Source organism: Vibrio sp. V42_P2S4T144, from assembly GCF_009904715.1.
GTDB lineage: Bacteria > Pseudomonadota > Gammaproteobacteria > Enterobacterales > Vibrionaceae > Vibrio > Vibrio alginolyticus.
The window spans coordinates 1-3860 of sequence record NZ_WXWS01000318.1; the positions used below are offsets into that span (position 1 = coordinate 1).

4 protein-coding genes are annotated in these 3860 nt (G+C 43.3%); 3 read left to right on the forward strand and 1 reads right to left on the reverse strand.

Features of this window, described 5'->3' with window-relative positions:
• Positions 1 to 273 precede the first annotated feature (273 nt).
• Entirely contained in the window at positions 274 to 576 is a 303-nt protein-coding gene (locus CAG68_RS10975) for a Fis family transcriptional regulator (protein WP_161441145.1), read from the forward strand.
• 393 nt (positions 577 to 969) lie between these two features.
• On the forward strand, positions 970 to 1989 hold the full coding sequence (locus tag CAG68_RS10980) for an alpha/beta hydrolase family protein (protein ID WP_054574366.1): 1020 nt from the start codon (positions 970 to 972) through the stop codon (positions 1987 to 1989).
• Positions 1990 to 2112: 123 nt separating this feature from the next.
• Here the strand turns inward: CAG68_RS10980 and CAG68_RS10985 are convergent, their stop codons facing one another.
• Positions 2113 to 2919 carry a sulfite exporter TauE/SafE family protein gene (locus tag CAG68_RS10985; protein WP_017635743.1) on the reverse strand — a complete coding sequence of 269 codons (807 nt, stop codon included), beginning with the start codon at positions 2917 to 2919 and terminating at the stop codon, positions 2113 to 2115.
• A gap of 122 nt (positions 2920 to 3041) precedes the next feature.
• On the opposite strand from CAG68_RS10985, the gene CAG68_RS10990 reads away from it, so the two are divergent.
• On the forward strand, positions 3042 to 3836 hold the full coding sequence (locus CAG68_RS10990; protein ID WP_054574364.1) for an AraC family transcriptional regulator: 795 nt from the start codon (positions 3042 to 3044) through the stop codon (positions 3834 to 3836).
• Positions 3837 to 3860 lie beyond the last annotated feature (24 nt).

Sequence of the window (3860 nt, forward strand, 5' to 3'; positions counted from 1 at the left end):
ACCATCCAGAAGCAGTCGGCATTGCAATGGACAAGGTTTCTGCATTCCTTGAAACACACTTAAAATAATCTAATAAGTTAGAAGCGTTTTGTAGAGTTGCAAAGCGCTTATTTTTAACAGCGTAAGATGTAGTTCGAAGCGAGTAGGTCGGTAAATCTTCGTGCGAATAACCTCATCTACAGGCTATTGACTAAATACCACTGCCAAATACTGTTTAAGACAATGTACACTGAAACCTAATTAAAGGCGTTAGATAGGAATGAAGTTTAATTTATGCGCAAATCAGATAAGAAGGTCGAGAATCTAATTAGAGAAGTGTTGACCGAAGTTTGTGAAGATACGCTAAAAGGCTACGATGGCTTTCTTTGGGTGACTCATACCGTCAAATTCTCTTCTTTTCCACAAAGCTTAGAAATAGTCTGCGTATTCGAAACGAAGCAAGATCGAGCTAACTTTTTTGAAGTAGAGGGCCGCCAGCATGTTTCCACAACTATTCAAAAGGCATTTAATAAGGCAGGAGTGCAACTAAAGAACGTCAGTAAGCAAATCAGTTACGATACAAAACAAAAGTGTTAGTGCGGGCAGCAATGGTCCGTAATAAAATGGTGCTTGGCTACCTTGCTATAAAAATGCAAAGGGCACTGGATGGGCAATGAAGCTTCAGCTCACTTAGATATACATCGGTGTAACTACGAGTTATGGATTGTGAATACGGTTGGTTTTCTAATGTTGCTTTAAGAGGCCATGATTAGTCGTTTACAATGAGTAAAGTACAAACTTCTGCATGGTGGATATCCGCAGAAAATTATTGAAAAGAAAGGCTCTAGCTGGAGCGGTCTATCATTTTCTTTGGGTTACCTCGACTATGAATAGCTTAATTGCTATGTTTCGCAAAATATATGGAGAATCTCCTGCGCGTTATTTTTCTAGATGCCGTGCAGAATAATGTGTTGACCGGCTGAGGGAAAAATGAAAACCAAAATAATAATGTCTTTTCTACTCGCTACATTGTGTGTCAGTGCCAGCGCCAGTACGAATGAGCCGAAATACCATTCTGCGCTAACAATCAAAACGGCATTCAGTGAAGACAGAGACAAGCCAGTAGAAGTCTATTATTGGTATCCCACAACGAACGAAAAAAACAATTTCACGTTTGGTAGGGGGAACATTTTTAAATCAGTCGAAACGCAGTTAGATGCCCCTTTAGCAAGTGGAAAATTTCCCGTTGTGCTTTTGTCGCAGGGCGGAACACGGTCAGCGTTTTCCCACAGTGGTTGGATAGCCTCGAGCCTGGCGCAACAAGGTTATGTCGTTGTGGTACCAAAGCCTCCTGCACCGAACGAAATCAATGCAGAAATGGCTGTTGATGAAATCACATTCAGAACCAGTGATTTGGTGCTTGGGCTGAACGAATTAAGTTCGGTCGGGATACTGTCCGGAGGCGTAGATACTGATGCAGTGCAGGGGGTCGGCTTTTTTCTGGGCGGCACATCTATGCTGATGCTCTCCGGAGCGCAAATAAGCCCGGAGAAATATCGAACATCGTGTCACAACGCCACCAATGTAGACTGTCATTGGTTACGTGAAAATAACGTTGATATTACCAGCATCCCGGATCAAAAATTCCCCCGATTTCAGTCTGAAAACAAACTGAAATCGGTCGTCGTTATCAACCCTGAGCTAACGAAAACTTTTGTCCCTGAAACTCTGGCCTTGATGAACAATGCTATCACTGTGGTGACGCTTTCTGATCGGCTACATCCCGCACTGACACCAGCCGAATCACTTGTTGATCTTCCCAATGTGACGTTTCAAGAGATTCCTAGTGCGAGTCAGTTTAGTGCGTTCGCAGAATGTACTGAGCGTGGCATTAAAATTCTCGCATCAGAAGGGGAGGAAGCACTTTGCCAGGAGCGTGACGAGGTTTCCAGAAAGGACAATCATCAGCACATTTTGGATGTAATTCTGGCCAGGTTAACAAAGTCATAAGAGTGCAACAATGAGGAGCTTTCTTACACATTGTGTGCTTGGACCAGCAAAGCGAGAAGTAAGTTTTTGCAGGCTTATCCTTTCACCATAGTGCAAGGCCTACTAGTGACCGTGTTATTTGCTCTAACTAAGTACTTGTACCAACATTTTGAAACTTAGAAGAACACACAAAATACCAACGATTTTCTTAAGAACTTTATTTGGGAAATACTCTGCACAACGCACGCCGAGGCTAGTAGTTAAGTAGCTACTAATGGAGAAGCTGAGCATTGCAGGAAGGTATATGTATCCTAATACTAAGTTGTTCCAATCTGTGTTTCCCCATCCGTTTAACATGTAACCGAGGCTTCCTGACAGCGCGATAGGGAAACCTATCGCAGCAGAGGTACCAATAGCACGTTTTACCTCAAAATTTTGCTGGACAAGATAGGGGATGATCAACCCCGCACCGCTTATAGAGACAAGTGCTGATACAGAGCCAATCACCGAGCCTACAGTGATATTACCGATAGCCCCATGTGGGTTCGGATTGTACTCATTTTCAGTGTTGAGAAACATCTTATAAGCAACATACAACATGAATACGCTGAAAAAGCCTGCCAGATAGACTCCTTGTAGATACGATGCTACGAATGTGGCGCAAAATGTTCCGACTAGAACTCCGCTCAACATTTTTCCTACCATAGTCGAGTCTACATTCTCTTTTTTGTAGTGAGCGCGCATGCTGCCCAATGTTGTAATAATCATCGAAGCCATTGATGTCCCTAACGCAAGATGCACTACTTCCGTATCAGCTATTCCCTGTAGTGAAAATAGAAACGCAAAAATAGGGACGGCCATTCCACCACCACCCACACCAACGAGTCCAGCGAGAAAGCCAATGCCCAAGCCTGCTGTAATGTAATAGATAATAAAGATAGGTTCGTTCATGATGGTTCTGCCTTCGATAAAATGATCGTTGCTAAAATGTTACTCGAACGCTAACTTGCTATGGTAACGTTAAGAGGACAGAAAATAATGAATAATGGCCAAAATGGAATTGAGTAAATAAAGTGACAAACTCTGATTACAGCGAATGGAAAAATGGCGCCGCACTGATCGTTAAGGAGTGGCAGCATGAAAGGAGCGACTTCAACCATTTGGATCAACGGCCACATAATTGGCACAGTCATCATCGAGGCCAGTTACTGTGTATAGATGAAGGGCTAATTCAGGTCAAAACCGATGAAGGAACGTGGATACTACCACCTCACCGAGCTGGTTGGATCCCCCCGGGTGCGATGCACAGTGTTTATTTTTGTGGTTCTCTGAAAGGTCGTTCATTACTGTTTACTCCAGAGAGTTGTGAGCGGTTTCCAATGAGACCTTGTGTGATCCAACTTAGCGATGTGTTGAAAGCCCTATCGGTTAGAGCATCGATATGGAGTAAAACAGACGATCTATCCATACAGTCTTTACGTATTCTTGCCGTAATATCCGATGAAATCGTCAATAGCCCTCATGAGTCACTCCACATCCCACTGCCCAGTGATCCGAGACTGCAAAAAGTTACTCAAGCAATTTTAATAGACCCAAACAGCAAGCATTCTGTAGAGCATTGGGCCAATATTGGGGCAGTCTCATCTCGGACGTTAAGACGATTGATTCGAAGTGAGTTAAACATGAGTTTTAGTGAATGGCGGCAACAAGTACTGCTAATACATTCATTAGAAATGATAGCTCGAGGGGAATCGGTGGGAGATATTGCACATGCTTTAGGTTATTCGACGCCCAGTAACTTTATTGCGATGTTTCGTCGGGTCTATGGCGATTCACCCACGCGTTACTTTTCTAATCGCGGAATATAATTTCCGTGCTCGCATGCTCATGAT